The organism is Sphingomonas sp. P4_D12 (assembly GCF_056401895.1).
On the sequence record NZ_JBFUIL010000002.1, the window covers coordinates 119,415 to 145,475 of the forward strand.

Below are 26,061 nucleotides of genomic sequence, written 5' to 3' on the forward strand. Positions count from 1 at the left end.
ACGGAATCGAGGGAAAAGATACGCGTCGAAGCGTGGACCCTTCGGTGTCGTACGGGTGTGCGGGCTGCGCGGTCGGGGGGCCAGTTGCAGCCCGCCCCTTATAAAATTTAGCGAGACGCTTTCGGAGTCGCCGCCGCGCTCGGCGACGGGGCGGGCGCCGGAACCGGCGTCGCCGAGCTCACGCGCCAAATGACATTGCCGACATCGTCCGCCACCAGCAGCGAGCCGGTGGCGTCGAAGATCACACCGACCGGACGACCACGGGCCTGACCCTTGGCGTCGAGGAAACCCGACAGCACGTCGACCGCTTTCGCTCCTTTGGTGGGAAAGCCATTATCGCCGAACGGCACATAGATGACGCGGTAACCCGATACTGGCTGCCGGTTCCACGATCCATGTTCGCCGATAAAAGCGCCATCGGCGAATTGCGCGCCAAGCCGCGCCTCGTCGGCGAAGGCCAGCCCCAGCGCCGCTACATGCGGGCCCAAGGCGTAATCGGGACGCTTCACATATTCCTGCAGCCCGGGATTTTCCGGCTTCACGCGATGATCGGGATAGCCGCCCCAATAGAACCACGGCCAGCCGAAATTGTCGCCGGCTTCCACCGCGCTCAAATAATCGGGCGGGCTGTCGGAGCCGAGCAAGTCGCGTTCGTTGACCGCCGCCCACAACGCCTTGGTTCTGGGCTCGAGCGCCATGCCGTTGGCGTTGCGAATGCCGGCGGCATAGATGCGGAAGGTCTTGGTATCGGGATAGACCTGAAGGATGTTGGCGCGAAATTTCTCCGCGTCCAGGCCATTGTCGGCGATGTTGCTCGACGATCCCACCGCCAGGTATAACGTCTTGCCGTCTTCGGCGACGATGACGTTGCGCGCCCAATGATTGCCGCCGCCCGGATATTTGATCACCGTCTCGGGCTTGGCGTCGATCCTGGTCTGGCCCGGGGTGAAGGGATAGCGCACCAGCGCATCGGTATTGGCGACGTAGAGATACGGGCCGAGCAGCGCCATGCCGTAGGGCGAGTTGAGCCCGGTCAGGAACGGTTGCTTGACCTCGGCCACGCCGTCGCCATTCGCGTCGCGCAGCAAGGTGATGCGGTTGGCCGAGGGCACGCCGGCGCCGCCTCTGTCGAGCAGATAGTTCATCACCCAGCCGGCAATCCCGCCGCCCTTGCGCGGCGGCGAATTGGTCTCGGCGACCAGCACGTCGCCATTGGGCAGGCGGTAGAGCCAGCGGGGATGGTCGAGCCCGGAGGCGAAGGCGTTGACCTTGAGCCCGGCCGCTGCCGTCGGCATCTCCCCCTGTTTCCACCCCACCGCGTCGGCGACCTTGATCGTCGGCCAGATCTGTGCCCGCGCCGGCGTGATGTCGGGCCGGCTGCCGCTGACCGCCGCAATGCTGAGCCGCGCCTCATCGGGTTGGGCAAAATAGAGATAGAGGCCGCCCACCAGGATGAGGACGAGGGCAAGACCGATCAGGATTCGCTGGCGCATAACGGCAGGATAATGACGGCGGGGGGCGGGGGCAATGTTATCCCATCGCGCGGCGGGACAATCCCCCCACCGCACAAGCGATCCTTGGGCTATGGCAAGCAGAGCTGTATTTCCCATCAAAATGCTATGGATTAGATAGAGACGGTCCGCTCCCTGGACACAAACTGCGGCCCGGCCGTCCCCTAGCAGCCGGGCCGCTTCCCTTGTTGAACAGTGGTGGCGTTGCGATGGTGGCCGGAAATTTGATCGACGACGTGTCGGCGGAATTCATCCAGGGCGCCGTTGCCGACTTGCGCGACGCGCGGCTCAAATCCCGTACGCGCCGCCAACCGCCGGCCGTGCGGTTTCCGTCGCCCGAGGCATTGGCGCAGGTAGTCCGCGATCTGTCCGCAGCCCTGTACCCGCGCCGTCTCGGCGGGTTTCGCGGCGGGCCTGAGCAGGAGGACGCCTTCGTCACCGCACGCCTGACGGACGGGCTCGATATCCTGCGACAGGAGATCGACGCCGAAATCGCCTATTGGCAGTTGGAGAGCGCTGCGCCGTTCGACGACGATCATGCCTCCACGCTCATCCGGCATTTCGCGGCGACCCTGGCCGATATCCGGGCATTGATCGACAGCGATATCGACGCTGCTTTTATCGGTGATCCCGCCGCGCGCAGCGTGGACGAGATCCTGGTGAGCTATCCCGGCGCGATTGCGACGCTCCACCATCGTATCGCGCACGAACTTCACACGTTAGGCGCGGCGATCGTTGCGCGATCGATTTCGGAACTCGCCAATGCTCGGACCGGCATCGATATCCATCCCGGCGCCGCGATCGGACCGCGCTTCTTCATCGACCATGGAACCGGCGTGGTGATCGGCGAGACGTCGATCATCGGATCGAATGTCCGGCTCTATCAGCATGTCACGCTGGGCGCGCGCAGCCCGTTATGGGACGCGAGCACCGCGCCGCGCGAACGTTATGCGCGGCACCCGATCGTCGAGGACGATGTCGTCATCTACGCCGGCGCGACGATCCTCGGCCGCGTGACGATCGGCCGCGGCTCGACCATCGGCGGCAATGTCTGGTTGCTCGACGACGTCCCGCCCGAAAGCGTGATCGTCCAGCCGGGCGCCATTCGTCTGCACGGCGCGGAGGCCGAGGCGCTCGGCGACGCGCTGGCCCGCACCCGGCCGCCGGCGCGGAGGATGGCGTCGTGATCGCGCGGGTCAGGTTCTCGTTCGGCGCGCAAGTGCTGATCGGCATGGCCGCCGGCTTGGCGCTCGGCGTGCTGGCGCGCTGGCTGGGTAGTGCGGCGATCGGCGAGACGGCGCACACGATCGGCCAGATCTTCGTCCAATTGCTCAAGGCGCTGGTGCCGCCATTGGTGTTCACCGCGATCGTCGCCTCGGTCGCGGCGTTGCGCACGCTGGAAAATGCCGCAGCGCTGGTTTCCCGGACCTTATTGTGGTTCGCGATCACCGCGCTGATCGCGGTCGCGATCGGCATCCTTCTCGGGCTGGCGATCCAGCCGGGACTCCATGCATCGGTCGCCGCCGGCGCCGCCAAGGCGCCCGGCACGACCGGATCCTGGCTCGATTTCCTCAAAGGGCTGGTCCCCGCCAACGCGCTGGGGCTGGGCGCATCGACCACGGTGACCGATGGCGTCGCCTCGACTGCGGTGTCGTTCAACGTGCTGCAAGTGATCGTCGCCGCGCTCGCGGTCGGCGCGGCCGCGGTCAGGATCGGCGAGACCGGCGAGGCGTTTCTAGCGTTCAACGCGTCCGCACTGGCGATCTTCCGTCGGTTGCTGCGCTGGGTGATCGCGCTCACGCCGATCGGCAGCGCGGCGCTGATCGCCGATGCGCTGGTTCGCTATGGCTGGGATGCGCTCTCGTCGCTCGGGGCATTCGCGATCGCCGTTTATGCCGGTCTCGCGATCGTCCTGCTGCTGGTCTATCCGACGATCCTGGTAGCAAACGGGCTCAATCCGCTGCGCTTTTTCGCGGGCGCCTGGCCGGCGATCCAGCTCGGTTTCCTGTCGCGCTCATCGGTCGGAACCTTGCCGGTGACCGAGGACGTGACGGAGCGGCGGCTGGGCGTGCCGCAAGCTTACGCCGCCTTCGCGGTACCGCTGGGCGCCACCACCAAGATGGACGGGTGCGCGGCGATCTATCCCGCGGTCTCGGCGATCTTCGTGGCGCAATTCTACGGCATTCCGCTGCACCTCGGCGACTACGGCTTGATCGCTTTCGTCTCGGTGATCGGATCCGCGGCGACCGCCGGGCTCACCGGAGCGACGGTGATGCTGACGCTGACACTCTCGACCCTGGGCCTGCCGCTCGAGGGCGCGGGTCTGTTGCTGGCGATCGATCCGATCCTCGACATGGGCCGCACCGCGGTCAACGTGGCGGGCCAGGCATTGGTGCCGACCATCGTGGCGAAGCGTGCGGGTATATTGGACGAGGCAGCCTTTCGCGGTTCGCCCCTGCCGATCGGCACGGAGGCGATCGCGTAGGAGCGGCCTGTCGTCAAAACAAAAGCCGCCGGCGCCAAGGGGGGAGGGGGCACCGGCGGCTCTGTTCGCCCGGCCGATACGGCCAGGCGGGACTGTTTGACCTTAGATAAGGTCGTAGCGATCGGCGTTCATCACCTTGGCCCAGGCCTTGACGAATTCGTCGACGAACTGGTCGCCGGCGTCGGCCGAGGCATAGACTTCGGACAGAGCGCGGAGCTGCGAGTTCGAGCCGAACACCAAATCGGTCCGCGTGCCGGTCCATTTGCGCTGGCCGGTATGGCGGTCATTGCCCTCGAACTCCTCATCGCCGCTGTCGTCGATCTGGCGCCAGGCGGTCGCCATATCGAGCAGGTTGACGAAGAAGTCGTTGGTCAGCTGGCCCGGCCGGTCGGTGAACACGCCATGTTTCGAGCCACCATGATTGGCGCCGAGCACGCGCAGGCCGCCGACCAGCACGGTCATTTCCGGCGCGCTCAGGCCGAGCAACTGGGCGCGATCGACCAGCAATTCCTCGGTGGGCACGTTGAACCTGACCTGCAGGTAATTGCGGAAGCCGTCGGCGCGGGGTTCGAGTACCGCGAAGCCTTCCGCATCGGTCTGTTCGGCGGTCGCGTCGCCGCGGCCGCTGGTGAACGGCACCGTTACGCTGCGGCCGGCAGCCTTTGCGGCCTGCTCGACGCCGACATTACCACCGAGCACGATCAGGTCGGCGATGCTGACCTTGGCCGCGCCGCCGAAATCGGCCTGGATGCCCTGATAGACCTGGAGCACCTTGGCGAGCTCGGCCGGCTCGTTGACCTCCCAGTCCTTTTGCGGCGCGAAGCGAATACGCGCGCCGTTGGCGCCACCGCGATGATCCGACCCGCGCCAGGTCGAGGCGGAGGCCCAGGCGGTCTTCACGAGCTGCGCGACGCTTAGACCCGAATCGGCGATCTTGCCCTTGAGCGTGGCGACGTCGCCGTCGCTCAGTTTCGGGCCTGTGGGAATCGGGTCCTGCCAGATCAGGTCTTCGGCCGGGACATCTGGGCCGAGGTAGCGCGCCTTGGGTCCCATGTCGCGATGGCACAATTTGAACCAGGCGCGGGCGAAGGCGTCGCCGAAATAGGCCGGGTCGGCGCGGAATTTCTCCATCACCTTGCGGTATTCGGGGTCCATCTTGAACGCCATGTCGGCGGTGGTCATCATCGTCGGCACCCGGACGCCGGGCGTATGCGCCTTGGGTGCCAGCGTCTCTTCGGGATTGCCGACCGGCTGCCATTGCTTCGCGCCGGCGGGGCTCTTCACCAGCTCATAGTCATGGTCGAGCAGCATGTCGAAATAGGTCATGTCCCAGGTGATCGGCGTCGGCGTCCAGGCGCCTTCGATACCCGAGGTGATGGTATGGTCACCGATCCCGCTCTCATGCCCCGATTGCCAGCCCAGACCTTGCTGCGCGATGTCGGCGCCTTCGGGTTCGGCACCGACCAGGCTGGCATCGCCCGCGCCGTGCGCCTTGCCGAAAGTGTGGCCGCCGGCGGTGAGTGCGGCGGTCTCCTCGTCGTTCATGCCCATGCGGTAGAAGGTCTCGCGGATGTCGCGCGCCGACTTGAGCGGATCGGGCACGCCGCCGGGTCCTTCCGGATTGACGTAGATCAGGCCCATCTGGATCGCGGCGAGCGGGCTTTCCAGCGCGCGCCCTTCTTCCTCGTCGATCCGGGTCTTGTTGTTGGGATGGCCGACCCATTCCTCCTCGGTGCCCCAATAGATGTCGCGTTCGGGTTCCCACACGTCCGCGCGGCCGCCGCCAAAGCCGAACACCGGGCCGCCCATCGATTCGATCGCGACGTTGCCGGCCAGGATCATCAGGTCGGCCCAGCTGAGCTTGCGGCCATATTTCGCCTTGATCGGCCACAGCAGGCGGCGTGCCTTGTCGAGATTGCCGTTGTCCGGCCAGGAATTGAGCGGAGCGAAGCGCTGCTGTCCGGCATTGGCGCCGCCGCGGCCGTCGCCGGTGCGATACGTGCCCGCCGAATGCCATGCCATGCGGATGAAGAACGGACCGTAATGCCCGTAATCGGCCGGCCACCAGGGCTGGCTGTCGGTCATCAGCGCGGTCAGGTCGCGCTTGACCGCGGGGAGGTCGAGCGACTTGAATTCCTTCGCGTAATCGAAGTCGTCGCCCATCGGATTGCCGCTGATCCCCTTCTGGTGAAGGATGTCGAGCGAGAGATGATTGGGCCACCAGTCGCGGTTGGTTCGGCCGAGCAAGCTGCGCAGCGCCGCGGGTTCCTTGTTCGGATCGCTCAGCGGGCTACCTTCGGTTACAGCATCCATCTCGTTCTTCCTCTCGTTCGCGCCGGTGCGACCGGCGCTGGGACTCTATCGGATCGGGTGCGCAGCCGGCTCGCGGCTCGCTCGGCGGTTGTGGCTTGTGTGGCGAAGCGCTGCAATCATTTATGCGATGAGTTAATCTGATCTCCACGAGCGGAAAAATCGATCAGTGCTCGCAATCTCGCCGAAGCCCTTGCTTTGGCGCTCGTTCTACTGACCGACCTTGAACGCGGGGCGCGCGCGAGTAGAAGCACCGCCATGAAGCCCGTGATCTTCGGCCTGTCCGGCCTGACCCTTACCGACGACGAACGCGCCTTCTACAAGGACGCTGACGCCGCCGGGTACATATTGTTCAAGCGCAACATCGAGAATCGCGAGCAGGTCCGCGCGTTGACCCACAGTTTGCGCGAGCTGACCGGCCGCGACGAGCTGCCGATCCTGATCGACCAGGAGGGCGGCAGGGTCCAACGGATGCAGCCGCCCGAATGGCCGCAATTTCCCGCCGGCCCCGATTTCGACCGGCTCTACGACGTCGCGCCGATGAGCGCGATCGAGGCGGCGCGGGTCAATGCTCAGGCGACCGCGCTGATGCTGTCCGAAGTCGGCGTCAACGTCGATTGCTGGCCATTGCTCGACGTCAGCCAGCGCGACACGACCGAGGCGATCACCATCCGTGCGTTGGGACACGAGCCGATGCGCGTCGCGGCGATGGGCAAGGCGATCATCGAAGGACTGCGCACCGGCGGCGTGGTTGGCGTGGTCAAACATATGCCGGGCCATGGCCGCGCGGTGGTCGACACGCATTTCCATCTGCCGACGGTGACCGCGTCGGAGGAGGAATTGGAAATCGATCTCGAGCCGTTCCGCCGCTTGGCGGACGCGCCGATGGGGATGACCAGCCATATCGTGTTCCAGACCTGGGACCCCGAACGCCCCGCGACCATGTCGCCGGTGATCGTCGAGCAGGTGATCCGCGGCAAGATCGGCTTCGATGGGCTGCTGATGACCGACGATATCGACATGAAGGCGTTGTCGGGGACGGCAGGGGAGAAGGCCGCGGGGGCGATCGCCGCCGGTTGCGATATCGTGCTCGATTGCTGGGGACGGATGGACGAGATGCGCGAGATCGCCTCGCTGCTCAACGACATGCCGGCCAAGTCGCTCGAACGGCTCGACCGTGCGATGGCCACGGTGCGGGGAGTCGCGCCGCAGGGCGATTTCGCGGAACTGATCGCCAAGCGGGATGAGTTGTTGGCTCTGGCCTAGCACCGGGATGACGATGTGTGGCTTGGCGGGCGTTATCCACAACAGCGCTGACCTCCGGCTTTGGTATCGCGAAAGTCTATGCCTAAAAGCGTGCCTATGGACGCCGCCGACGACACGCTGACGCTCGACATCGAGGGATGGGAAGGCCCCCTCGACCTCCTGCTTGCGCTCGCCCGGTCGCAAAAGGTCGACCTCAAGCAGATTTCGATCCTGCAACTGGTCGAGCAATATCTCTCCTATATCGAGCATGCCCGCACGCTGAAGCTCGAAGTCGCGGCCGATTATCTCGTGATGGCGGCGTGGCTGGCCTATCTCAAATCGGCGCTGCTGCTGCCGCGCGATCCGGAGATCGAACCGAGTCCCGAGGAACTGGCGCTGCGGCTGCAGATGCGGCTCGAGCGGCTCAACGCGATGCGCGATGCCGGCGCTCGGCTGCTCGCACGCGACCGGATCGGCCGCGATGTCTTCCGCCGCGCCGCGCCCGAAGGATTGCGGACGGTGCGCAAGGCACAATGGCAGGCCGAGATCTATGACCTGATCGCCGCTTATGGCCAGATCAACGCACGCAATCGCCCGGTCTTCCACGTTGTCCATGATCGCCTGGTGATGACCTTGGATGCCGCGCTCGAGCGCGTATCGCGGCTGCTCGGCGAGCATATCGACTGGGCGACGATCGAAAGCTTCCTGCCCGACAGCCTGGACGGTGCGTTTCGCAAGTCGGCGCTCGCCTCCAGTTTCGTCGCGGCGCTCGAACTCGCGCGGATGGGCAAGGCCGAATTGCGCCAGAAATCGGCGTTCGCGCCGCTCTATCTCAAGGCGACCGGCGAAAGGGCGGAGGCATGACGATCGATCCCGACGATCCGGTCCGCGCGGTCGAAGCGGTGCTGTTCGCCGCCGAGGGGCCGCTGACCATCGACTCGATCCGCGCGCATGTCGGCGAGGATATCGACGTTCGCGGCGCGCTGGAGCGGATCGCCGAAGATTATGCCGGCCGCGGGATCGAACTGGTCCGGCGCGGCGATCGCTGGCATTTCCAGACCGCGGGCGATCTTGCGCATTTGCTGCGTCGCGACCGCGAGGAGCCGCGCAAGCTGTCGCGCGCGGCGATCGAGACCTTGGCGATCACAGCCTATCACGAGCCGGTGACCCGCGCCGAGATCGAGGCGATTCGCGGCGTTCAGATCAGCAAGGGGACGCTCGATGTGCTGATGGAGGCGGGATGGGTGCGACCGGCTGGCCGGCGTGAGACGCCAGGGCGGCCGTTAATGTACGCGACGACCGCGGAATTCCTCACCCATTTCGGGCTCGCCAGCCGCCGCGACCTCCCCGGGATCGACGATTTGCGGGCTGCCGGGCTGCTCGATCCGATTGATCTGGCGATGGCCGAGCTGTCGATTGCCGGCGACGGTGAGGAAGAAGTGGAAAATGATGGCGATGCAGACTAGATAGATGTCACGCCTTTGGGAGATTTTGTGATGGGTAGTTTCAGCCTGGTTCATTGGCTGATCTTTGGTGTGATCGCGATCCTGGTCCTTGGTGGTGGCCGGTTCTCGAACATGATGGGTGACGTGGCCAAGGGCATCAAGCAGTTCAAGAAGGGCATGGCGGAGGATGACGATACCGTCCCGCCGAGCCGGATCGAGGCTAAGCGGCAGACCGATCCAACGGTCGAGGCTACTGCCGAACGCGTCCGCGACGCAGAACGCTAAGCGCCGCCGGAGAGGCATCCGGCCGTGATCCTGGATATAGCCCCAACCGAATTGTTGGTATTGGGGGCGGTGGCGTTGCTCGTCATTCCGCCCAAGGACTTGCCGCGCGCGATGCGCTTTGCCGGACAATGGGTCGGCAAGGCGCGCGGGCTGGCGCGCCAGTTCCGCTCCGGCTTCGACGACATGATCCGCGAGTCCGAATTCGCGGAAATGGAAAAGAAGTGGAAGGCCGAGAACGAGCGCATCATGCGTGAATTTCCGCAGACCGTGGACATGGCAGCGCTGATGGCGCCCAAACCACAGGACGCGTCCGATGCCGATCCCGCCCCGGTGCTGGTCGAGCAGCCGACAATCGCCCCGGAGCCCGAGCCGATCCATGCCGCGCCGGCAACCGACTCGACCCCCGCGGTGCGTAAACCCCGCGCAAAGGCGGCCAAGAAAGCCACGACGCCGGAGACGGTCGGACCGACCGCACCGAAGCCGCGCGCGCGCAAGCCCAAGGCGGCTGCCCCTGTCGAAACGCCGGGCGATTAGGCGATGAGCGACGAGGACGATATCGACGCCAGCCGCGCGCCGTTGATGGATCACCTGATCGAGCTACGCAAACGGCTGCTCATCAGTATCGGCACGTTGGCGCTATTGTTCGGCGCGTGCCTCTATTTCTTCGAACCGATCTTCGCGGTGCTGGTGCATCCGCTGGTCAAGGCCGGCTTTCCGAAGCTCATCTACACCTCTCCCTATGAGATGTTCTTCGTGCAGCTGAAGGTCGCGTTCTTCGCGGCGATCATGCTGGCCTTTCCCGTCATCGCCAACCAACTCTGGCAGTTCGTTGCGCCCGGGCTTTACCGCAAGGAGAAGCGCGCGCTGCTGCCGTTCCTGCTGGCGACGCCGGTGCTGTTCGGGCTGGGGGCGAGCTTCGCGTATTTCTTCGCGGTGCCGGGCGCGCTCCACTTCCTGCTCGGCTATCAGGGCAATGTCGGTGGGGTAGAGCAGGAAGCGCTGCCAGCCGCGGACAACTACCTGAAGTTCATCATGCAGTTCCTGTTCGGTTTCGGCGTCTCGTTCCTGATGCCGGTGCTGCTGATGCTGGTTGAGCGCGCTGGGATCGTGACGCTGGAGCAGCTTGTCCGCGCGTGGCGCTATGCCATCCTGGGATGTTTTGCGGTGGCGCTGTTCCTGGCGCCGCCGGATGCCGGGTCGATGATCATGCTCGCGCTGCCGCTGGTCGGCCTGTACGTGCTGACGCTTGGCGTGATCTGGCTGACGCATCGCCGTCGCGATCGCCAGCCAGCCCCCGACACCGAAACGGCCTGAACCAGCCTATTTGTGCCCGTCTTATTTGTGTTTGTCGGCGGTCTTCGAGACCGTGCTGCCGACCGAGCTGACATCCCGGCCCACACCCGAAATCGTGTTGCAGCCGGCGAGCAAAAGTGCCGTCGCTGCGAGCGACAGACCGATAATCTTGTTCATCATGAATTCTCCCGAACTTTCTGACTCTGAGTTTTTGCCGATCCCTGGCGGGAATCCCCGGCACGCCAATGATCGAGCCGCCGAATTCGTTCCGGCGGCGTTTCATCTTGGCTATTTGGCTATCCCACTGGACTTTGACGAATTTAGGCCCGGAAGCGCCACCGGGGGGGGAGGGGTTGACGCTTCCGGGCCTATGTCGTGGATAGCGAGAGCGGGGGGGCATAAGGTCGCTATCCGAAAAGCCAAACGCACCTTTTTCGAGGTTGTTCCCAAAAAAATGCACCGACCAAAATTTTTTTAATCGCGGCCCGTCACGGCGACCGCGATCTCATAGGATCCGGTCAGCGGGTCATGGTGGAGCGGCGCGCGAAGCTGGCGCGACAGGCCCTCGATCACCCTGGCGTAACGCTGCCCCAACGCCCCGACCAGCGCGTCGCCATCGACTAGCGAGGGGGATGTGACGCGCAGGATCGCGGTGCCGGGCGTTTCCCCCTCGCGTACCGAGATATGGATCTGTGCGTTGGGAATGACGCTGATCGCGAGTTCGATAATCTCGGTGAGCAGGAAGGCGATTGCGATCGCGATGTCCTGGGTGACCAGCCAGGGTTCAACGTCGAGCAGGATCGACAGCCCCGAATGTTCGGGACTGGTCGCGCGGATGTTGGACGCGAGCTCGCCGATCACGGAGCGCAGGCTGAGGCCGCGATTATCCTCCATCTCGGCGAAATGGTGGCGATGGACCACCGCCAGCGCGTCGACGCGTCGTTGGATCGAGGCATAAGCGCGCGCCGCTTCGGCTGCCTGGGCGCCGCGCGCGTGAAGATTGATCAGGCTGGAGATGACTTGCAGATTGTTCTTCACGCGATGGTGGACCTCCCGCGTCAGCCGCGTTTGGCGCACCAGTCCTTCGGCCAGCCCGGCCTCATGCAGGATCAGCGTCCGGCTCAGCGACCGGAACGTCTCGCCGAGTTCGCGGATTTCCTGCGCCGGCAGCGATCGTACGACCGCCGGATCGATCACTTCGCCCGGACGATAGGCGGCGACGCTGGCGCGCAACGTCCGCAAAGGCTTGATCAACAGGCGATCGACGACGAACCAGGCGAAGCCGGCAGCCGCGATCCACATCAGGATCGGAAAGATCAGCGCGATCAGGATCGGAGAGGTCAGCACCTTGGTCCGCATCCGCATTTCAACCGACAGGTCGCCGATTCCCAGTGCCGCGCGGACCGGTACGTACAGATCGAGCGGGTTGTCGCCGCCCAACGACCGCAGCACCAGCCGGTCGGAGCTGCCAGGGCTGCTCAGCGATTCCTCATAATCGGACGCGAAGCCGGACGGTTTGGCGATTTCCGAGAGAAACGCCGCAGGGAAGAAAGCGGCGCCACGCACCTCGCCACCCGGAGCGGCGATCGCCAGCACGATCCCCTTGTTGGGGACGATCCGCGCGGTCGATCCACTGGCGCGCATCTGTTCGGGCATCGCCACCGGCAGGCGCGAACCGCAGAGCAGGCGGTTCTGGCCATCGACGATCATGAACCCGGCGCCGGTGGTCGATGACTGTGCGAACACACCCTGCACGCGCGCGCAGCTCGGCGTATCGCCGTGATCGATCGCCAGCGCCTTCATCGCGGAGGTCAGCGCGGTCATGTCGCCGACCAGCTCGATCGAGAGATTGCGCGAGCTTTCCTGCGCGGCGACGCGCAATTGCGAGGCTGCTTCCTGGCCGGCCTGGCGCGTGGTCGACAGGGTCGCGAAGAAAGCGATCACGGCGAACGGCAACAGCGCCACGCCGAGGATCATGAAAATCTTGGCGCCGGTCGGCATGCGCGCGACGCGTGCGCCCAGCGTACCCGCCGCCCGCTCACCAGCCGTCAGGCCGCCCATGGGCTATCCCAGCTTGTTCAGCAGATCGAGCATCTGATCGGGAACGGGTTCGCTGGCGGCGGCATGATAGACCGAGCGAAGGGCGGCACCCATCGCTTCGTCCCTACCCTTTTTGCCCTTGTCATCCTTGTCGTCGGACTTCTTGTCCCGCTTTGACGACGGCCGGCCAGGCTGCAACGCAATCCCCCTCATATACATGCCGGCCATGCCGGAACAGAAAACGACCCGCAAGAGGGGGTCCCGACACGACGCTTAGAATGCGCCATCATGTCTGTGAAACCAAAAACGATCTCGATTGTTCCACTAGCGAACAGAAAATTTGCCGCGTTGCATTCACCAAGCCGGGCCCCCACTAAAGGCCGGCATCCTATCGGGGAGATTGAAATCGTCATGTCGCTCGGTCAGCAGCTAGCCCCTCATCTACCGTTCCTGCGTCGTTATGGGCGGGCGTTGACGGGAAGCCAGGAACATGGCGACCGCTATGTCCGGGCCACGCTCGAGGCGATCGTCGCCGCACCGGAGGAGTTTCCGCGCGACGTCGAGCCGCGACTCGGCCTGTACCGCACGTTCCAGGCGATCTGGCAGAGCGCCAATCCCGGCGAGACCGAAACGCCCAGCGGCGACAATGTCAGCGGGCAGGAAGCGATTGCGCGAGCCCGGCTGGCGCGCATGACGCCATTGTCACGACAAGCGCTGCTGTTGACGGCGATGGAAGGCTTCACCACCGAGGACGCGGCCTATCTGATCGACGTCGAGAATGACGAGGTCGAAAAGCTCGTCACCGAAGCGCTCGCCGAGATCGAGCAGCAGACGCGTGCGCGGGTGCTGATCATCGAGGACGAGCCGATCATCGCGATGGATATCGAGACGATTGTCCGCGATTTGGGGCATGACGTCACCGGTGTGGCGGTTACCCGCGACGAAGCCGTCGCCGCAGCGATGGCCGATCGCCCCGGCCTGGTGCTCGCCGATATCCAACTGGCGGATGACAGTTCGGGGATCGACGCGGTGAAGGACATCCTCGCGGAATTCCAGGTTCCCGTCATCTTCATCACCGCTTTCCCCGAACGCCTGCTGACCGGCGAGCGGCCCGAGCCGACCTTCCTCATCACCAAGCCGTTCCAGCGGTCGACCGTGAAGGCGGCGATCAGCCAGGCGCTGTTTTTCGACGAGTCGACCGTGCCCGCTTGACCCATGGGTCTCGCTTAACATGCGCTCGGCCGCCGGCGATATCCGACAGGATGCCGCCGGCGGCCGCATTTTGTCGAGCCAAGGTTCGGGAATTCTGTCTAAATACTCAAAGTTCCATCAGTTACGGAGCCAAAACGGGATTTGTGCGTTTTGACATGATGGCTGAACCCACTCCCTCAGAGGCTTCGGTGCACACCGATGCCGAGCATGCACGGGCCGGCGCGACGCCCGGCGTCATGCGCTACGTCCTCGGTATTTCGTTGGTGCTGGCGGTGGTAATCCTGTCGGCGATCGTTTGGGGCCCGGTGCTGTTCCACCAATAATGGAGCGGTCCGGCTTGGCCCTGGCGCCCATGTCACCCTATGTATCCTCTCGGTCGCTCGTTGGCGGCCCCACGTTCGACGGAGTTCCATGAGCAGCACAGCGACCGGCAATGTGGATGACAATGGGGAGGCGATCGAGCACGTCGCTTTGTCGGATCCGGAGTTCAAGGAACAGCTGGGGCAAGTGATCCCGCATCTCCGTGCGTTCGGCCGTTCCTTGTCAGGCAGCCGGGACCTCGCTGACGACCTGGTGCAGGAAACCTTGCTCAAGGCATGGGCAGCGCGGCAACGCTTTCAGGCCGGCACCAACATGCGCGCCTGGACCTTCATCATCCTGCGCAATCTGTATCTGAGCCAGATGCGTCGCGCGCGATTTAAGGGCGAGTGGGACGATCTGGTCGCCGACCGCATCCTCGCCGCGCCCGCCAGTCAGGACAAGCATGTCGAGCTGGGCGACATGCAGCGTGCGCTGCTGCTCTTGCCGCAGCCGCAACGCGAGGCGCTCATTCTGGTCGGCGCGGGCGGTTTTGCCTATGAAGAGGCCGCCGAAATCTGTCAGGTCGCGGTCGGCACGATCAAGAGCCGCGTCGCGCGCGGGCGCGTCGCGCTCGAGGCGATCCTGAGCGGTGGGCAACTCACGTCGCGCCGCAACGCCCCCGATCATCCCGGCCGCACCGCGCTCGATACGATCATGGACGAGGTCGACGACCTGAGCGGTGACCATAGCCCGGCGCCTGATCAGGGCGACGACGATATCGACGAGGACGAGGAATAGAGCGGCTTCGACTTAGGTCGAGGTGCCTCAAATCCATCCTGCTTTTTCGAAGGCCGTCGCAACTGTCGCTCGGAAACTAGGCACCCTGCTGGCTAGTTTGAACTATATTCCGTGTCGGATCGACGCGTGATCAGAGACCCTAATTGTCTTTCGACAGTCGCCTCAGCAATGACGTCAGGTCGCTCGGAAGGCTCGGCGCGCCGGTAAAAATCTGGCGCAGCGCAATGCCCACGCCATCGCTCTCGCGCGGGCGATGCACGACATGGTGGCTGTCGGAATGCGTCGCCTGACTGTGCGGATTGGGCGGGCTCATGCGACGTAGAACGTCGTTTGCCACGATTTGTTGCCACTTTGTCGTCAGTTTAATTGATCTGGATCAAATTGTGCTTTTCGCGCAACGATTGGCGCGCGCGAATGAGTGCTCTAGGGTGTCATCCGCAACCGTTTCAGCCTTTGCTGAAACCATTGGGCCAATATGGTGACTGCGCAGAATTTCGTCGATGCCGTCGCCAGGGCCGAAGCGCACGCGCCGTTCCTACGTCTCGCGCTCGAACAGCAGCCCGACCTCGCCGCCCAATTGGCGCAAGGTGTGGTGCCCGATCCGGCGCCGTTCGATCCTGATCTGCCCGTCAGTGTGGCACTGCGTCGGGCGCGCCGGCGCGAAGCGTTGATTGTCGCGATCGCCGATCTGGCCGGAGCGCTCGACCTGGTCGGCGTGACGCGGCGGCTGACCGACTTCGCCGATCGCGCGCTCGACCTCGCCATCCGCACGGCGATCCACGAGCGGGCGCCCGATGCCGACGTGAGCGGTTTCGCCGGGATCGCGCTCGGCAAACAGGGCAGCCACGAGCTCAATTATTCGTCGGACATCGATCCGATCCTGCTGTTCGACCCGACGACCTTGCCGCATCGCGTGCGCGAGGAGCCGGTGGAAGCGGCGGTGCGGATCGCGCGCCGCGTCGTCGAACTGCTCCAGGCGCGCGATGGCGAGGGCTATGTGCTCCGCGTCGACCTTCGCCTGCGGCCGTCGCCGGAGGTGACGCCGATCGCGTTGCCGGTCGACGCGGCGATTTCCTATTATGAAAGCCAGGCGCTGCCCTGGGAACGCGCCGCCTTCATTCGCGCGCGTGCCTGCGCCGGCGATGTGGCGCTCGGTCAACGTTTTCTCGACGCGATCCGGCCTTTCGTCTGGCGCCGGGCGGTCGATTTCGGCGCGGTTGGGGAGATTCGCGAGATCACGCGGCGGATTCGCGATCACCACGCGCAAGGCCAGGCCTTTGGACCGGGCTATGATCTCAAACGCGGGCGAGGCGGCATCCGCGAGGTGGAGTTCTTCACCCAGATTCATCAGCTGATCCATGGTGGCCGCGATCCATCGCTCCGCGCCCCGGCGACGATGGACGCGCTCGACCGGCTGTGCGCCGGCGGTCGCATCACGAGCGAAGAGGCCAGTGCGCTGAAGTCCGCTTATGTCGCGCTGCGCACGGTCGAACATCGATTGCAGATGGTCGACGATCGCCAGACTCATGCGTTGCCGCGCACGGGAGAAGCGCTTGAGGGCGTAAGCCGGTTGGCGGGGTTCGAGGATAGCGCGGGTCTGATCGCGATGCTGCGGCCGCATGTCGAACGGGTCGGGCAAATCTATGATTCGCTCGATGCGCGCGACGAGGCGGCGCTGGCCAGCGACGCCGACAGCCTGTCGGCGCAACTGGGCGCGATCGGCTTCGACGACGGCGCCAGCGCTGTCCAGATGATCGAGCGATGGCGTGGCGGCTCGTATCCTGCGTTGCGCAGCCCGGCTGCGCGCCAGGCGCTTGAGGCGGTGCTGCCGGGGCTGATGACGGCGCTCGGCCAGGCACCCGATCCGCGCGCTGCTTTGGTCCAGCTCGACACGATGTTGTCGCGGCTGCCGAGCGCGATCAATTTTTTTCGTCTGATCGAGGCGCGGCCGCAATTGGGGCAATTGATGGCGACGATCCTCAGCCACGCACCGCCGCTTGCGGGCGCGTTGAGCCGTCGGCCGGCGTTGCTCGACGGGTTGATCGACGCGACCGCGCTGGAGCCGGTCGGTGATGTCGCCGCGCTTGCCGAGGAGATGCGCTCGGGTGAGGCGGGGGACGATTACGAAGCCGCGTTGCAGCGGGTTCGCCTCGTGGTCGGCGAAAAACGCTTCGCGCTCGGCGCGCAACTGGTTGCCGGGACCAGCGACCCGCTGGAGGTCGCGCATGGCTATGCGCGCGTCGCCGAAGCCGCGATCGAGGTTCTCGGCGCGGCCACAGTGGCCGAGTTCGCGCGTGCGCACGGCCATGTACCCGACAGCGAATTGCTCATCCTCGCGCTAGGGCGGCTCGGGGGCGGAGCGCTGACGCATGCTTCCGACCTCGACCTTATCTATCTCTTCACCGGCGATTTCTCCGCCGAATCCGATGGCCCCAAGCCGCTGGGCGCAGTTCATTACTATAACCGCCTCGCGCAACGCCTGAGCGCCGCTCTGTCGGTGCCGACCGCTGCCGGCGCGCTGTACGAGATCGACACGCGATTGCGGCCATCGGGCGCGCAGGGCCCGTTGGTCGTCTCGCTCGCCGGCTTCGCCAAATATCAGCAAGAGGATGCCTGGACCTGGGAGCATATGGCGCTGACCCGCGCGCGCGCCGTATTCGGCTCGCAACGCGCTCGACAGGACGTAGCCGCGGTGATCGACGCGGTGCTGACGGCGCCGCGCGACACGGCGAAGCTCATCGCGGACGCGGTCGACATGCGGGCCGAAATGGCGCGGCACAAGCCGCCGCAGGGATCGCTCGACGCCAAGCTGTTGCCCGGCGGGCTGGTCGACCTCGAATTCGCCGTCCATGTCGCTCAGCTCTCGCATCCGGGCGTTGCGATCGACCCCGACCTCGACCCGGCGATCGACATGCTTGCGCGGGAAGGGATCGTTCCCGCGTCGCTCGGTGAGGATTACCGCTTCCTGACGCGCATGCTGGTGTTGCTGCGGCTGGTCGCACCGGACAACGAGCCGCCATCGGCCCCGACCCGCGAACTGATCCTGCGCGCGCTCGGCGCCGACAATTGGGACGCGCTGGTTGCGCGTTTCAACGCGACCCGGCAGGAAGTCGCGCGGGTCTGGCAATCGGTGAGTGGAGAGACAAATGGCGGGACTTGATGTCGGCGATACGCTGCCCGACGCGGTGCTGACGGCGCCTGACGGCGCGACGATCAACCTGCGCGATTACGCCGGCAAGCCGCTGGTGCTCTATTTCTATCCCAAGGACGATACTGCCGGTTGCACTCGCGAAGCACAGGATTTCACCGCGCTGTTGGCCGACTTCCACAAGGCCGGCGCGACCGTGCTGGCGGTGTCGAAGGACACGCCGGCAAAACACCGCAAATTTGCCGACAAATATGCGCTGACCGTGCCGCTCGCGAGCGATGAGACCGGCGTGATCGAAGCGTTCGGCGCCTGGGTGTCGAAGAAGCTCTATGGCCGTGAGTATATGGGGATCGACCGCTCGACCTGGCTGTTCGATGCCTCGGGCAAGTTGACGAAAGTCTGGCGCAAGGTGAAGGTTCCGGGGCATGCCGAACAGGTGCTGGCCGCGGTGCGGGAACTAGGGTGAGCGAGCGGGAAGTTGGCGTGAGTTCACCAACAGGGTAGGCCGCCCGCATGACTTCGGTCAAAACCAGCATCACCATCGCCGCCGCGTGTCGCTCGGTGCTCGAAACCGGCGGTCCCGCCGCCAAGGTCAAGCGCGCTCGCGCGGTCGTGCGGGCCTGGCGCCGAGGCGATCTGGCGTACCAATTCGATGTCGCGATGCCCGATCGGCCGACGCGGCCCGCCGAACCCCAGCTGCTCCCGCCCAACCGCATGCCCCGGCGCGGCAAGGGGGGATCAGAACGCGGCCGGATCGCGCTGATTCACGCGCTCGCGCATATCGAGTTCGTCGCAATCGACTTGGCATTCGACCTCGCGGGACGATTCGGCGGTCATTTTCCGCGCAATTTCATCGACGACTGGCTGTCGGTCGGCGCCGATGAGGCGATGCACTTCGCGCTGCTCGATCGACGGCTGCGTACGCTGGGCAGCCATTATGGAGCGCTCGCGGCGCATGACGGTTTGTGGGAAGCGGCCGAAGCGACCGCACAGGACCCGCTTGCGCGGCTTGCCGTGGTGCCGATGGTGCTCGAAGCGCGAGGCCTCGACGTCACGCCGGCGACGATCGATCGCTTCCTCGCCGGGGGCGACGAGGGAACCGCTCTTATCCTCAAGCGTATTCTCGCCGACGAGATACGTCATGTTGCGTATGGCGCGACGTGGTTTCGCGCGGCATGCGAATCAACTGGAATCGCGCCGGAAACGCATTGGCGCGCCTTGGTGCGGCGCCATTTTCGCGGCATGATTAAGCCGCCATTCAACGACTCAGCCCGCGAAGCTGCCGGTCTGCCCCGCGAATATTACGCGCCTCTTGCATGAAAACGACATGCTGGCACTTGTCACCGGTAACAACCGGGCGCGGAGGGGCTGGGTCCGGATTAACCATCTTCATGATCGCCGTTAATGCGGGGATCGTCGCCAGGGTCGCCGGGGACGCATGATCAAACTTACGAATTTGCAGGAGGCGTTCGCTCGCTGCCGCCAATTCTTCAAAACACGCGATTTCATTTTCCATGATGGCCGCGATCTTCGTCGTTTCTCGATCGCGGGACGTACGCAGGCCGCGGTTGCTGTCGCGGGTGCCATCACGCTGAGCTTCTCGGCGTATGGCGTTGCACAGGCAGGCGTGAACGCCGTGGCGCTGTCGGGCCTCACCGGAACGCCGCTCACCTCCGAGGCGAAAGTCGCCAAGATGGAGGCGCAGGTCGCCGGCATGCAGGCCAAGATCCAGCAGATCAAATATGTCGCCGATGCCCGCGCCAAGCGCGTCGAGGCACGCCAGGCGATGCTTGCCGCCGCGATCAGCGGGCAGGGCGAGGTCCAGCCGGTCGCCTATCAGCCGATCGATCCCGAGGCTGCTGCCGCTGCCGCCGACGTCGTCGCGCCGCTGGCGCAGGTCGAGCACGATCAGGTGACGCTGGCGATCAAGGCGCGGATCACCACCGAGAAAAAATATATCGCCGCGCTTCAGCGGGCGAAGGCGTTGGGGATCAACCCCAGCCGCTTCCAGACCAAAAGCGCCGCGATGGGCGGCCCGTACGAAGCCGCCGACAGCGCAGAAGCCGCCGCCGACATGGCCGCCGACGCCCAATTCCGTGCTCTGTTCCAGACCTGGAAGAAGCTTGATACGCTCCAGGACGGCCTGATCTCGATCCCGTCGGTTCAGCCGGTCAGCAATCTCAAATTCACCAGCAATTTCGGCATCCGCAGCGACCCGTTCCGCGGCACCGCGGCGTTCCACCCGGGCGTCGACATTCCGTGCGGGACCGGTACCGCGGTCTATGCCACCGCCGACGGCACGGTCGACCGTGCGGAGCGCGCGGGCGGCTACGGCAATCTGGTCGAGCTCGACCATGGCCGTGGCATCCAGACCCGTTATGGTCACTTGTCGAAGATCCTGGTCACCGCCGGGCAGAAAGTGAAGCGCGGCCAGCTGATCGCGATGTCGGGCTCGACCGGCCGCTCGACCGGTCCGCATCTCCATTATGAGGTCCGCATCGACGGCCGCGCGGTGAATCCGATGCCGTTCCTGCAGACCGCCGATTATCTCCAGGCGATCAAGAGCCCGCAGCTCAACGCCGTTCCGGTCAGCACCGCTCCGGCGGCGGACTCGGCCGACTGATTTCTCGAGGGACGCGAGAGGAGGGGCCGTTCCGGGGCAACCGGGGCGGCCCTTTTCGTATCTTGCCGTCCGCATGTGTTGCTGAGCGGGCGGCGAGCGCCTATCTCCCCACCATGGCTACCCTCGCCGACAACATTGCGCTGACTCCCGCCGCCGCCAAGCGCGTGGCGTGGATCGCCGAGCGCCAAAGCAAGCCTGCCATCCTTCGCCTCTCGGTAGAAGGCGGCGGCTGTTCTGGTTTCCAGTATAAATTCGGCCTCGCCGAGGGGCTGGAGGACGGCGACACCGTGGTCGAGACCGATGGCGTCAAGCTGGCGGTCGACGATATGAGCCTCGATCTGGTGCGCGGCTGTTCGGTCGATTTCGTCGACACGCTCGGCGGCGCGCATTTCACCGTGGAAAATCCCAACGCAGCCTCGGGCTGTGGTTGCGGTTCGTCCTTCTCGGTGTAAGCTTTTGCTGATCACCGAACCGCCCTCCGCACGGGGAGCGGGCCGGCCGCAATCGAACGAAAGCACCGCGTGAAGATCGTCAGCTACAACGTCAACGGCATCAGGGCGCGGCTCGAGCGGCTGGTCGAATATCTGTCCGAGCAACAGCCCGATGTGGTTTGCCTGCAGGAACTGAAAGCGGCCGATGACGGATTCCCGATCGATGACATTCGCGCGGCCGGCTACGGCGCGGTGTGGCACGGGCAAAAGGGCTTCAACGGCGTCGCGGTGCTGGCCAAGGGCAGAGACCCGGTCGAGCGGCAGCGGGGCCTAGCCGGCGATCCTGAGGACGCGCACAGCCGCTATCTCGAATGCGATGTCGAGGGGCTCGTGGTTGCCTCGATCTATCTGCCGAACGGTAATCCGCAGCCGGGTCCCAAGTTCGATTACAAGCTGAAATGGATGGAACGGCTGGCCGATCGCGCGCGCGATCTGCTCGCCGAGGAAGTGCCGGTGGTACTCGCCGGCGACTATAACGTCATTCCCAATAATGACGACACCTTCTCGGTTCGCGCGATGGCCGATGACGCGCTGATGCAGCCGGAAAGCCGCGAGCGTTATCGTACGCTGCTTGCCCAGGGGTGGACCGACAGCCTGCGCACGCGCCACCCCAAGGGCGGGGTGTGGACCTATTGGGATTATCAAGCCGGTGCATGGCAGCGCGATGCCGGCTTTCGCATCGACCATTTGCTGCTCAGCCCGGTCGCCGCCGACCGCCTGGCCGATGCCGGCGTCGACAGGGAGTATCGCGGTCGCGAAAAGGCGAGCGATCACGCCCCCACCTGGGTTCGGCTGCGCTAGGCCGATGGCCTTCCATTCCCGGCTAGCTGGCGCAACACTCGTGCTGTTCGCAACGGCTTTGTTCGCTCCCACCGTCGCGCATGCCGGCGATCAGGACCGCGATTATTGCCCTGCGCGGCCGGGGCTCGGCACGCCGGCTTGCACCATGGCGCCGGGCCAGGTGTCGGTCGAAACCTCGCTCGGCGACTGGACGCTCGACAAACAAGGCGGCGACCGCACCGATACGGTGCTGATCGGCGATACATCAGTGCGGATCGGGTTGACCGATACGGTCGAAGCGCAGGTTGGCTGGACTCCCTTGGGGATCGTTCGCGAAAGGGCTGGGGACGCAGTAGATCGTACGACCCGCACCGGCGACGCGACGTTCGGCATCAAGGCCAATCTGCACAATCCAGACGGCAGCGGACTGTCGGTGGCAGTCCAGCCGTTCGTGACGCTGCCGGTCGGCCGCGCGCCGATAGGGGCCGGCGATTGGGGAGCGGGGCTGGTCGTGCCGGTAACCTATGATCTCTCCAAGACCATGAACCTAGAAATCACGCCCGAAGTCGACGCCGCGGTCGACCAGGGCGGCCGCGGGCGGCATCTCGCCTTTAGCGGCGTGGTCGGCGTCGGTGTCGCGCTGAACGATGCGTTGACCTTCACGCTGGAAAACCAACTGGTTCGCGATGACGATCCGTCGGGATCGACCACGCAGGATCTTGCGTCGGCATCGCTGGCCTGGATGCCGCGCAAGACGCTGCAACTGGATGTCGGCGCCGTCGCCGGGCTCGATCGCAATGCCCCGGATGTCGAGCTTTATGCGGGGATCGCGCGCCGCTTCTGACGTCTGCGTAAACCGGGCCGCGCGTTCCGCCGATCTTTGGTGCGAATTCCCGCGCTTTGGTTCCCTGCGCCAATGTCTACAACTGTAGTCGCCAAACAAGCCATTGATTTATAACGTTTCTAGTGTTTGGCATACTTAATGCACCAATACACGTGCTGGTCACCCCCGCCAGCTAGTTAGGAGCAGGAAGATGGTCAAATACACGATCGCTGCCGTCGCGGTGTTGGGTGTCCTTGTGGGCGGCCCCGCGCTCGCCTCGGGCAAGGTCAAGAGCGACGCTGGGACCGCGAAGGGTCAGCAAACCGCCGCCAATGGGTCGACGCGCTATTGCTACCTCGTCCCCGCGACGACCGGCACGATCATCGACCGCAAGGTGTGCAAGACGCTCGATCAATGGCGCGCCGAAGGCGTCGACCCGACCAAGCCGCAAAACAACTGAGCAACGTAGAAGCGCGGCATCCGCCGCGTCGTTCCAAAGGATGAAGCTATGATCAAGACCATGATGACAGGGTTCGCCACCGCTGCGGCACTGACGATGATTGCCGGTTCCGCGCAAGCCGCCGAGCCGCGGACCGCTAGCGATGCGACACCCGCAGCGCGCGCTACGCCGACCGCCGAGTCCACGGCGCAACCGAAATATTGCGTGGTCGGCGCCATTACAGGATCCCGCATTGAGCGAAAGATCTGCAAGACTCGCGAAGCCTGGATGCGCGAAGACAATTTCGATCCGCTCAACCGTTGAGCGGTTTTCGGCCCTGGTCGTACACCAATGGCCCCGTGCGGCCAGGGTCGGAATATTGTTGGGACCTGCCGCTAATAGATCGCGGCCAGCTCAAATTCGTTTCTCGTAGATCTGATAGACCTTGTTGACCTTGCTATCGATCGCGTCGGCAATGGCGTTCATGCCCTGATTGTCGTCGAGCACCCAGCCGATCTCTCCTCGCGTCGCACCGTATTTCGAAATGGCGGCGCGGCGGATATATTCGATCATCATGAAGGCCAGCTGGCTCGCCATCCGCGACGCCTGCAATTCCTTGATTACCCCCATCAGCGGGACGCGCATCGTCCTCGCCTGGGGCTTGCGCAGCCACAATAACAGCTTCGCCCAGCCGAACGGCAGCAAATTGCCGTTCAACGGCTTGATCGCTTCGTTGAGGTCGGGGAGCGTGATCATGAACGCAACCGGCTTGCCGTCGAGCTCGGCGATACGGATCAGGTCGTTATAGACGATCGGCTTCAGCATGACGCCGATATCGTCGATCTCGGGCGGGGTGAACGGCACGAACCCCCAATTGTCCGACCAGGCATCGTTGAGGATGTAGAGGATGATCGCCGCTTCCTCGTCGAACTTCGACTTGTCGACCTCGCGAATGCGGATGCGCTCGTTGCGCTCGCCCATCTGGACGATGCGCTGGACGATCGGCGGGAAGTCCTTGGAGATGTCGAGATCATAAGTCATGACCTGCTTGACCGGTTGATAACCGGCGCGCTCGATCCAGCCCTGATATTCGGGTTTGTTGTGCCCCATCATGATCGTCGGCGGATGGTCGAAGCCCTGGATCAGCAAGCCGGGCTCTTCCCAGATCGACGCGCTCAACGGCCCGAGCACGCGGTCCATGCCCTGATCCTTCAGCCACGCTTCGGCGGCGGCGATCAGCGCCTGTGCGATCGCCTCGTCCTCTGCGTCGAAATAGCCGAATTGGCCGCAGCCGGGTCCGAAACCCTGGTCGGCCGGCATTTCGAGCGCCAAGGTGTCGATATGCGCTGAGATGCGCCCGACGACCTTGCCGTCGCGCTCGGCCAGGAACAATTGCTGCTTGGCGTGGCTCAGCCAGCCGTTCTTGCCCGGGATCAGCTTTTTCAGCGCGTCGCCCTTCAGCGGCGGCACCCAATTGGGGTCGCCCTTATAGAGGCGATAGGGCAGGGCGACGAACTTCTTCAGGTCGCCCTTGCTGTCGATCGGGCGGATGGTCACTTGACCGGGCATCGGCACCTCATGCGCTGGAACAGTCCGCGCGTTAGGCTTTGTCCGAGGCTTCGACAATCCCGGCGGCGTGCCGTTTTACGCATGATGAGGAATTGCGATCACCCTGATCGGCGGCGGCTTCGTCGTTGGAATGCCACCGTGTCGCCACTATGTTCGGCCAATGGCGCTCCCCATGGATACAATTGTGACTCTCGACCGCCGCACCGCCGGCGCGGCCAGCGCCGCGCCCGTGCGCGCGCGGATCGACGACGACAGGGCAATGCTGAAGGCGGCGGCGGATCTGACTCGCGACCTCAACGTGCCCAATCCGCGCATCTACTGGTCCGACATGCTGTTATCGGCGGCGATCGGCTACGCGGCATTGGCCGGCGCGATCCTGGCGCCGTCGACCGGCTGGGCGATCGCGGCGGGCGCCGTCGCGGTTCTCGCCCTGTATCGCGCCGAAAGCTTCATCCACGAACTCACCCACATCAAGCATTCGGCGGTGCCGGGTTTCCGGCTGGTTTGGAATCTGCTGGTCGGCATTCCGCTGCTGACGCCGAGCTTCATGTACGAAGGCGTGCACAATCTTCACCACGCCCGGACGCGCTACGGCACGGTGGAAGACCCCGAATATCTACCGCTGGCGCTGATGAAGCCCTGGACGCTGCCGGTGTTCCTGCTGGTGTCGGCGCTGGCGCCGGTCGCCTTGCTGGTCCGCTACGCCATTCTCACGCCGCTCTCTTTGGCCGTGCCGGCGCTACGCCGTGTCATCGTCGCGCGCTATTCGGGCCTGCAGATCAACCCGTCATTCCAGCGCAGGCCGCCCGAGGGAGAGGCGCGTCGGCTGTGGCACCGGCTGGAGGCTGCCGCCAGCCTGTGGTCGATCGCGCTGATCGCGCTGACCGCGACTGGGATCATCCCGCTCAAAGCCTTCGTGACCTTCCTGATCGTCGCCTCGGCGGTCGCGGTCATCAATCAGGTGCGGACGCTTGTCGCGCATCTCTGGGAGAATGAGGGCGAAGCGATGACGGTGACCGCGCAATATCTCGATTCGGTCAACGTGCCGCCGCCCGCGGTGCTGCCGATGCTATGGGCACCGGTTGGGCTGCGCTATCACGCGCTGCATCATCTGCTGCCGGGGCTGCCTTATCATGCTCTAGGCACCGCGCATCGCCGGATCACCGCGGCGCTCGAGCCGGACTCGCCTTATCACAAGGGCAATTACAAGGGCCTGCCGCACCTCGCGACGCGGCTGGCGAAGAGCACGTTTCAACCGCGTTGA

The 26,061-nt window shown here is 64.8% G+C and carries 28 protein-coding genes; 21 read left to right on the top strand and 7 right to left on the bottom strand.

The features are described from left to right. Positions 1-107: 107 nt before the first annotated feature. Positions 108-1,493: a PQQ-dependent sugar dehydrogenase gene (locus AC1DSD_RS03210; RefSeq protein WP_478028453.1), complete on the bottom strand. Its 1,386-nt coding sequence runs from the start codon at positions 1,491-1,493 to the stop codon at positions 108-110. Between the two features lie 227 nt (positions 1,494-1,720). Here AC1DSD_RS03210 and epsC point away from each other — a divergent pair, with 227 nt between their 5' ends. After that, positions 1,721-2,698: a serine O-acetyltransferase EpsC gene (epsC, locus tag AC1DSD_RS03215; RefSeq protein WP_478028455.1), complete on the top strand. Its 978-nt coding sequence runs from the start codon at positions 1,721-1,723 to the stop codon at positions 2,696-2,698. Beyond that, a complete protein-coding gene (locus AC1DSD_RS03220; RefSeq protein WP_478028456.1) occupies positions 2,695-3,996 on the top strand; it encodes a dicarboxylate/amino acid:cation symporter in 1,302 nt (433 codons plus the stop codon). Before epsC ends, AC1DSD_RS03220 begins: the two co-directional genes overlap by 4 nt. A gap of 102 nt (positions 3,997-4,098) precedes the next feature. Here the strand turns inward: AC1DSD_RS03220 and katG are convergent, their stop codons facing one another. Further along, positions 4,099-6,309, bottom strand: coding sequence for a catalase/peroxidase HPI (gene katG / locus AC1DSD_RS03225; protein WP_478028458.1), 2,211 nt, complete (start codon positions 6,307-6,309; stop codon positions 4,099-4,101). Positions 6,310-6,564: 255 nt separating this feature from the next. Here katG and nagZ point away from each other — a divergent pair, with 255 nt between their 5' ends. The 6 genes from nagZ to tatC all read left to right on the top strand — a co-directional run bounded on the left by nagZ (position 6,565) and on the right by tatC (position 10,595). Then, complete coding sequence (gene nagZ / locus AC1DSD_RS03230; protein WP_478028459.1) at positions 6,565-7,572, top strand: beta-N-acetylhexosaminidase; 1,008 nt, start codon at positions 6,565-6,567, stop codon at positions 7,570-7,572. A 96-nt stretch (positions 7,573-7,668) separates the two neighbouring features. Beyond that, complete coding sequence (locus AC1DSD_RS03235) at positions 7,669-8,415, top strand: segregation and condensation protein A (RefSeq protein ID WP_066805947.1); 747 nt, start codon at positions 7,669-7,671, stop codon at positions 8,413-8,415. Then, complete coding sequence (gene scpB / locus AC1DSD_RS03240; protein WP_478028462.1) at positions 8,412-9,017, top strand: SMC-Scp complex subunit ScpB; 606 nt, start codon at positions 8,412-8,414, stop codon at positions 9,015-9,017. The genes AC1DSD_RS03235 and scpB overlap by 4 nt, the downstream gene beginning before the upstream one ends. A gap of 30 nt (positions 9,018-9,047) precedes the next feature. Beyond that, on the top strand, positions 9,048-9,281 hold the full coding sequence (locus AC1DSD_RS03245) for a twin-arginine translocase TatA/TatE family subunit (RefSeq protein WP_478028463.1): 234 nt from the start codon (positions 9,048-9,050) through the stop codon (positions 9,279-9,281). A gap of 24 nt (positions 9,282-9,305) precedes the next feature. Further along, on the top strand, positions 9,306-9,815 hold the full coding sequence (locus AC1DSD_RS03250; protein WP_478028465.1) for a twin-arginine translocase TatA/TatE family subunit: 510 nt from the start codon (positions 9,306-9,308) through the stop codon (positions 9,813-9,815). Between the two features lie 3 nt (positions 9,816-9,818). Further along, the gene (gene tatC / locus AC1DSD_RS03255; protein WP_478028467.1) at positions 9,819-10,595 is read left to right on the top strand and encodes a twin-arginine translocase subunit TatC; all 777 of its coding nucleotides are present in this window, start codon (positions 9,819-9,821) and stop codon (positions 10,593-10,595) included. 21 nt (positions 10,596-10,616) lie between these two features. On the opposite strand, the gene AC1DSD_RS03260 is transcribed toward tatC, so the two are convergent. The 3 genes from AC1DSD_RS03260 to AC1DSD_RS03270 all read right to left on the bottom strand — a co-directional run bounded on the left by AC1DSD_RS03260 (position 10,617) and on the right by AC1DSD_RS03270 (position 12,728). Continuing rightward, on the bottom strand, positions 10,617-10,751 hold the full coding sequence (locus AC1DSD_RS03260) for an entericidin A/B family lipoprotein (RefSeq protein WP_478028469.1): 135 nt from the start codon (positions 10,749-10,751) through the stop codon (positions 10,617-10,619). Positions 10,752-11,048: 297 nt separating this feature from the next. After that, the gene (locus AC1DSD_RS03265) at positions 11,049-12,635 is read right to left on the bottom strand and encodes a sensor histidine kinase (RefSeq protein WP_478028471.1); all 1,587 of its coding nucleotides are present in this window, start codon (positions 12,633-12,635) and stop codon (positions 11,049-11,051) included. A 3-nt stretch (positions 12,636-12,638) separates the two neighbouring features. After that, positions 12,639-12,728 carry a NepR family anti-sigma factor gene (locus AC1DSD_RS03270; protein ID WP_478028472.1) on the bottom strand — a complete coding sequence of 30 codons (90 nt, stop codon included), beginning with the start codon at positions 12,726-12,728 and terminating at the stop codon, positions 12,639-12,641. Positions 12,729-13,025: 297 nt separating this feature from the next. On the opposite strand from AC1DSD_RS03270, the gene AC1DSD_RS03275 reads away from it, so the two are divergent. From AC1DSD_RS03275 to AC1DSD_RS03285, 3 genes are all read left to right on the top strand, one after another. Beyond that, the gene (locus tag AC1DSD_RS03275) at positions 13,026-13,826 is read left to right on the top strand and encodes a response regulator (protein ID WP_478028473.1); all 801 of its coding nucleotides are present in this window, start codon (positions 13,026-13,028) and stop codon (positions 13,824-13,826) included. Between the two features lie 155 nt (positions 13,827-13,981). Beyond that, entirely contained in the window at positions 13,982-14,149 is a 168-nt protein-coding gene (locus AC1DSD_RS03280; RefSeq protein WP_478028475.1) for a hypothetical protein, read from the top strand. A gap of 88 nt (positions 14,150-14,237) precedes the next feature. After that, complete coding sequence (locus tag AC1DSD_RS03285) at positions 14,238-14,924, top strand: sigma-70 family RNA polymerase sigma factor (protein ID WP_478028477.1); 687 nt, start codon at positions 14,238-14,240, stop codon at positions 14,922-14,924. Between the two features lie 139 nt (positions 14,925-15,063). Here the strand turns inward: AC1DSD_RS03285 and AC1DSD_RS03290 are convergent, their stop codons facing one another. After that, positions 15,064-15,261, bottom strand: coding sequence for a hypothetical protein (locus tag AC1DSD_RS03290; RefSeq protein WP_478028478.1), 198 nt, complete (start codon positions 15,259-15,261; stop codon positions 15,064-15,066). Positions 15,262-15,399: 138 nt separating this feature from the next. Here AC1DSD_RS03290 and AC1DSD_RS03295 point away from each other — a divergent pair, with 138 nt between their 5' ends. The 9 genes from AC1DSD_RS03295 to AC1DSD_RS03335 all read left to right on the top strand — a co-directional run bounded on the left by AC1DSD_RS03295 (position 15,400) and on the right by AC1DSD_RS03335 (position 23,552). Continuing rightward, a complete protein-coding gene (locus tag AC1DSD_RS03295) occupies positions 15,400-18,084 on the top strand; it encodes a bifunctional [glutamine synthetase] adenylyltransferase/[glutamine synthetase]-adenylyl-L-tyrosine phosphorylase (RefSeq protein ID WP_478028479.1) in 2,685 nt (894 codons plus the stop codon). Further along, complete coding sequence (locus tag AC1DSD_RS03300; protein WP_478028481.1) at positions 18,071-18,538, top strand: peroxiredoxin; 468 nt, start codon at positions 18,071-18,073, stop codon at positions 18,536-18,538. Before AC1DSD_RS03295 ends, AC1DSD_RS03300 begins: the two co-directional genes overlap by 14 nt. A 47-nt stretch (positions 18,539-18,585) precedes the next feature. Then, positions 18,586-19,392 (top strand): ferritin-like domain-containing protein, encoded by an 807-nt coding sequence (locus AC1DSD_RS03305; protein ID WP_478028482.1) that lies wholly within the window; start codon positions 18,586-18,588, stop codon positions 19,390-19,392. A gap of 118 nt (positions 19,393-19,510) precedes the next feature. Continuing rightward, on the top strand, positions 19,511-20,695 hold the full coding sequence (locus AC1DSD_RS03310; protein ID WP_478028484.1) for a M23 family metallopeptidase: 1,185 nt from the start codon (positions 19,511-19,513) through the stop codon (positions 20,693-20,695). Between the two features lie 113 nt (positions 20,696-20,808). Then, positions 20,809-21,147, top strand: a complete 339-nt coding sequence (gene erpA / locus AC1DSD_RS03315) for an iron-sulfur cluster insertion protein ErpA (protein WP_478028485.1) — start codon at positions 20,809-20,811, stop codon at positions 21,145-21,147. 69 nt (positions 21,148-21,216) lie between these two features. Beyond that, positions 21,217-21,987: an exodeoxyribonuclease III gene (gene xth, locus AC1DSD_RS03320; RefSeq protein ID WP_478028487.1), complete on the top strand. Its 771-nt coding sequence runs from the start codon at positions 21,217-21,219 to the stop codon at positions 21,985-21,987. 40 nt (positions 21,988-22,027) lie between these two features. Continuing rightward, positions 22,028-22,810 carry a transporter gene (locus AC1DSD_RS03325; RefSeq protein ID WP_478028488.1) on the top strand — a complete coding sequence of 261 codons (783 nt, stop codon included), beginning with the start codon at positions 22,028-22,030 and terminating at the stop codon, positions 22,808-22,810. Positions 22,811-23,000: 190 nt separating this feature from the next. Continuing rightward, the gene (locus AC1DSD_RS03330; protein ID WP_478028490.1) at positions 23,001-23,249 is read left to right on the top strand and encodes a hypothetical protein; all 249 of its coding nucleotides are present in this window, start codon (positions 23,001-23,003) and stop codon (positions 23,247-23,249) included. A gap of 48 nt (positions 23,250-23,297) precedes the next feature. Continuing rightward, positions 23,298-23,552, top strand: coding sequence for a hypothetical protein (locus tag AC1DSD_RS03335; RefSeq protein ID WP_478028492.1), 255 nt, complete (start codon positions 23,298-23,300; stop codon positions 23,550-23,552). A gap of 90 nt (positions 23,553-23,642) precedes the next feature. On the opposite strand, the gene AC1DSD_RS03340 is transcribed toward AC1DSD_RS03335, so the two are convergent. Beyond that, positions 23,643-24,797 (bottom strand): N-acetyltransferase, encoded by a 1,155-nt coding sequence (locus tag AC1DSD_RS03340; protein WP_478028493.1) that lies wholly within the window; start codon positions 24,795-24,797, stop codon positions 23,643-23,645. Between the two features lie 172 nt (positions 24,798-24,969). On the opposite strand from AC1DSD_RS03340, the gene AC1DSD_RS03345 reads away from it, so the two are divergent. After that, positions 24,970-26,061, top strand: coding sequence for a fatty acid desaturase family protein (locus AC1DSD_RS03345; protein WP_478028495.1), 1,092 nt, complete (start codon positions 24,970-24,972; stop codon positions 26,059-26,061).